At 51.3% G+C, this 4668-nt stretch carries 6 protein-coding genes and 1 pseudogene; all 7 read right to left on the bottom strand.

What is annotated here, in order from left to right; translation table 11 throughout:
- Nucleotides 1-52: 52 nt before the first annotated feature.
- Nucleotides 53-448 carry a DsrE family protein gene (locus AC2VLY_RS01255; protein WP_193651119.1) on the bottom strand — a complete coding sequence of 132 codons (396 nt, stop codon included), beginning with the start codon at nt 446-448 and terminating at the stop codon, nt 53-55.
- Nucleotides 445-891 (bottom strand): biotin/lipoyl attachment domain-containing protein, encoded by a 447-nt coding sequence (locus tag AC2VLY_RS01250; protein WP_010637288.1) that lies wholly within the window; start codon nt 889-891, stop codon nt 445-447. Before AC2VLY_RS01250 ends, AC2VLY_RS01255 begins: the two co-directional genes overlap by 4 nt.
- 66 nt (nt 892-957) lie before the next feature.
- Nucleotides 958-1869 carry a CoB--CoM heterodisulfide reductase iron-sulfur subunit B family protein gene (locus tag AC2VLY_RS01245; RefSeq protein WP_010637286.1) on the bottom strand — a complete coding sequence of 304 codons (912 nt, stop codon included), beginning with the start codon at nt 1867-1869 and terminating at the stop codon, nt 958-960.
- Nucleotides 1862-2581 (bottom strand): 4Fe-4S dicluster domain-containing protein, encoded by a 720-nt coding sequence (locus tag AC2VLY_RS01240; RefSeq protein ID WP_010637284.1) that lies wholly within the window; start codon nt 2579-2581, stop codon nt 1862-1864. Before AC2VLY_RS01240 ends, AC2VLY_RS01245 begins: the two co-directional genes overlap by 8 nt.
- A gap of 23 nt (nt 2582-2604) precedes the next feature.
- Complete coding sequence (locus AC2VLY_RS01235) at nt 2605-3423, bottom strand: hypothetical protein (RefSeq protein ID WP_010637281.1); 819 nt, start codon at nt 3421-3423, stop codon at nt 2605-2607.
- On the bottom strand, nt 3413-4468 hold the full coding sequence (locus AC2VLY_RS01230; protein ID WP_193651118.1) for a CoB--CoM heterodisulfide reductase iron-sulfur subunit A family protein: 1056 nt from the start codon (nt 4466-4468) through the stop codon (nt 3413-3415). The genes AC2VLY_RS01235 and AC2VLY_RS01230 overlap by 11 nt, the downstream gene beginning before the upstream one ends.
- Before the next feature lie 12 nt (nt 4469-4480).
- Nucleotides 4481-4668: pseudogene (locus tag AC2VLY_RS01225) on the bottom strand (heterodisulfide reductase subunit B); the annotation flags it as partial.

Below are 4668 nucleotides of genomic sequence, written 5' to 3'. Positions count from 1 at the left end.
GGGATTTCACAGCCACGTACAGTTCCCATCATTTTCTCCTTCGGGTTTTAAATTAAAAAAACAATAGCCGGTCAACAGACAAAATCAAATCAGCAAGGTCACCTGCTGAAGCTACTTCATCCACTTCATCAATCAGGTTGTCCGCTTCAATCTCATATCCAGGCAGTGCCGGTCTGCATACATACAGTTGCGCCCCGGCGTTTTTGGCATCACGGATAAAATCAATAATCCGTTTTCCACCTTCCATCGCTGCCAAATTTTCTGCAACACCTGTTTTCATGAGTTTTACTGCTTCCATGGTGCAAAAAATCTTAACCTCTGCGTCCATGGAAGACAACAACGACCCCAGATAAAAAGGCGTAGCACAACGATGGGCGGTACTTGGTCCACTGGTCATCACAATAACCACCGACTTTTCACCGTCATCGTTTAAATAATGATCACTCATCGCATACCCCGTTCACAATGGATGTCGTCGCGCAGACAGCGCTGCCGATACAATTCAAATGCCGCATCCCCAGTAGACAGTTTTTTTAACGCTACGTCCACGGATGCCACCGGGCGAACCCGGGCAATCCATGCTTCGTAAGGCTCAATATTCAGCAGATTGGGATCTTCCAGCACATCTTCGTTGGCCAGATCGATCACGCAATCAAATACATTAGGAACAGGTCCCGCCCACTTGCCACTTTCAATGGTTGCCACGGGCTTGCCTACGGGCCTGCGTGTGCCCGGACGGCGCACCCGCACGTGCAAAATTTTACCTGCAATAGACTGAGAAATATCCGTCATGCCCACCGTCAGCGTTCCGTCACCTTCGCGACGCACCCAGATCTGACACTCCTGATCATAATATAATTCGGCGCGAAATTCGCATCCGTTACATTCCATAGCCTCCCCCTGTCGACAGCGGCAGGTAAAAAAAAGCGCCCCTTTACGGGGCGCTTCCCAACCTTGTTATACGATACCTTTGGCCGCAAGCAGGTCCATGGAATCGCTGACATTATCGGGGATACCGACCTTGCGTGCAGACAGGCCCATAGCCAAGCCTAACAACTGGGTGAAGTAGATGACCTTGACGTTGGATTTGATACCGAATTCCGTCTCCGCACGTACCTGGTGCATTTCCAGACCGGAGTGACAGGTCGGACATTCCGTCGCAATAACTTCAGCACCGGCGTCTTCGGCTGCCTGGAGGATATTCAACACCAACTGCGTGGAGGTATCCGAGTCAGAAAGGGTATGCGCACCACCACAACATGCGGTTTTCAAGGGAAAATCGACGGCTACGGCACCCGCTGCATTGAGCAGGTCGTCCATAAAATGCGGTGCATAGCTGGATTCAGAGCCGGGACCCTGGTCTTTTTCCGGGAAGATCTGCCGGGGACGGGTGTACATACAGCCATAATAATTGGCAATTTTCAGACCGTTCAGACTTTTTTTGACCTTGCTCTTGATGCCATCAGGACCGACTTCTTCCATGAACCACTCAAGCGCATGCAAGGTCCGCACATCCCCGTCATAAACCGGATCACCGGATTTATCCGCCAGATCCTGTACCGTCTTCATGGTTTCTTCGGAAGTGGCACATTCATATTCCGTCTGCTTCAGATTGCGGTAACAACCGTTGCAAGGGGCCATCACCGTATCACAACCCTGCAATTTGCTGGCAATGGCCAGATTGCGTGCGGACATGTAAGTCTGCAGCATGGGGTGAATATTCTTCACTTCCATGGCACCACAGCAGTTGTAGTCTTCGAGGTTTTCCATCTGCAGGCCAAGTTCCTTGACCAGAACGCGCGTGGACTTGTCGTAGGGGCCGCCGGAACCTTCCAGCGCGCAACCCGGATAATATGCAACCTTAGCCATGATGAGCAGCCTCCTTCTGTGCTTTCACATATTCTGCGAGTACTTCTCCGGTCTTGCCCCAGGACTTGGTTTTCGGTCGGAAAACAACATTCATACCCATTTTCGCCAACTGCCCCAAAGGTAACCCCTTGGACAGCCGCTTTCCGAACTCAACAATCCAGGCCTGCACCAGAGGTTGGTTGGAACGCTTGTAAAAACCCATCATGACTTCGGTATCTTCAATACGACCAAACTCAATACACTGATGGGTGAATTCTTCGTCAAAGTGGGTGGAAAGGGTCTTGGGGGTCAGCCCATTATCTTCCATCCAGTGTGCGGTGGCTTTCATGACGCCTTCAGGACGCACGTCCTTGGGGCAGATGTTGGTGCACTTGTTACAGGACACGCACTGCCAGATGATGTCCTTATCTTTCATCAACTCGGCCTTCAGGCCCAGACGAATCAGATAAATCCAGTAACGGGGATTGAAGTCCACGTTCTGTGCATACATGGTGCAGGAGTTGGTGCAGGAACCGCACTGCCAACAACGATGCACATTCTCGCCACCGCTGTAGCTCTGAATGATTTTTTCGAAATTTTCTTCATAGTCGGTGAGCGTACGGGGAGTGATCATCGTGTTCCAGGACCCTGAAACATCCACTCCGTCCACTACCAGATGGTCGTGCTGTAAAATCCGATCTGGATCGATCAGTGTTTTTTCATGAATAGCCATAGCTGCTCCTAAACCCTAATTCATCAATGAATGTCGTCTCTTTTGATGCGAGACCCGCCCATCCGCCGCTGCACTTCAACACCCAGCAACTTACGAATCTGCTCCGTAAAGTCGGTCTGACCGCCAAAGTCCGAACGCAAAAAACCTTCCGCCATTGCCCGCACATACTGTGAATACTGATGAGCGAGAATGATGTCCACCATGTAGGGAACATCACGATATACGCCCAACTCCAGCAGTGTTTCACGCATCCACTGACGCAGCCCCTCAAACATTTCGGGACTCTCGCCAAAAGGGAAATCCGTGAGGTAATCACCACCACGTATAAACTCACGAATGGCTCCGGAAGTAGTTCCTTGATCCCAGACCCAGCGGGTCATCAGAGGATACCGCTCGGGGTCACTGAAGTGCAGGACTTCAGCAGCCACATCCCTGATGACACGTTTGACTTTTCCGGTAGCTGGCAAGGCTTCTTCGAATCTTGCCATGCGCTGCGTCAGATCACCGTGTCCGGTAAGCAGATCGCGCATCAACTCCCCAACCTTGGCCGCACCTTGTTCCTCAATGAGCGGCCATATTTTCCTCCGTGCCGTAAACATCTGTGCGACGAGATGTTCCATTTGTGTTTCGGTCAGGGGTTGCTGTTCTTCCAGTAGCAGACGGCGAAAACTTGCCGTCTTTTCTGCCATGCTGCTCACCAGATCGGCAAGTCCCTGTTGTCCCTCAAAAGCTTCTTCCAGTTCATAGAAAGAACGATTGAGCAGGCCCTTGTCGAGCTCAATGGGCAGCGTGGCTGGAACGATATGTTCTTCGTTCCTGTCCTGGTAGATATCAGCTGGCAACTTTCTGCTGTCCAAAGAGATCGGCTACTGCTCGTGAACCAGCTGACTGCCCTTGAGCAATCGAAGTATCAATATCTTCCGGGCCGGTAGCCGCGCCACACACGTAAATACCCTTGCGCGTCGTTCCCTGGCTATTGGTGTACTGCTCGGCACGATCAATAAAGCCGTGTTTTTCGAGACCAATACCAAAAGTCTTGGCAATTTCAGAATTTAGAGCATTGGGATCCATACCGATAGCATGAACCACGATATCCATGGGAATCACGATAGGACGCTTGACTAGGGTATCTTCGCCCTTCACCAGCAAACGGCCGTCCGGTGATTTGGTGACTTCGGCAATACGCGCCTTGACGAACTTGGTCTTGTACTCTTCTTGACTCTTCCAGTAGAACTTGTCTTCGTAAAGACCGAAGGTACGAATGTCCATGTAGTAAATGAACACGTCGGTGCTCGGTGAAATCTCCTTGATTTCCATCGCCAGATTCGTGGAAACGGTGCAGCAGATTTTGGAGCACCATTCACGACCAATCTGACGGTCACGGGAACCTACGCAGAGTAGAATGGCTACGCGCTCGGGCACCCGTCCATCCGAAGGACAGGTAATTTGACCGGTACCAACCATCTGTTCCATCTGCGTGGTGGTCAGTACGTCTTCATAGGTACCAAAACCCCATTCCGGCTTGTTGATGGAGTCAAAGTGGGTGAAACCGGTACCCAACACTATAGAACCGGCCTCGACTTTGTTACCGTTGCTCAGAGTCGCCGTAAAATTACCGGCTTCCCCTTCAACCGTGGTCACTTTGGTAGATTTGTGAATGGCTACATTGCCGTCCCCTTCTACCCGACTGACCATACGACCAATTGCGTCCTTGGCCCACTCACCCGAGGGAACCAGTTTGGCATATCCGGAGATGATCGGGGCACCGCCGAGAATATCTTCCTTCTCGACAATGACCGCTTTCTTGCCCATCGAAGCGATGGTTGCAGCTGCTGACAGACCGGCTGGGCCGGCACCTACGACTAATACTGTATCCTGTGCACTCACTGATTTTTCTCCTTAAGCGCCCGCTTTCATGTTGATATGTTGGTTAGTGGCGAGTTCGGGGTTGTAGAGGTATTCCACATTCCCCTGCTCGACCTGTTTGAGGTATTCCTGGAAGTCGGCTTTGGCCTTGTCCCAGCTGATGCCCATTTTTTCCACCAGATCTTCACAGGGTGAAGCATGCCACTGGAGCTGGACGATCT

The organism is Acidithiobacillus sp. TH-A36, assembly GCF_057473445.1.
Note: the sequence above shows the minus strand (reverse complement) of the source record. Positions and strands in the feature narration are given on the sequence as shown.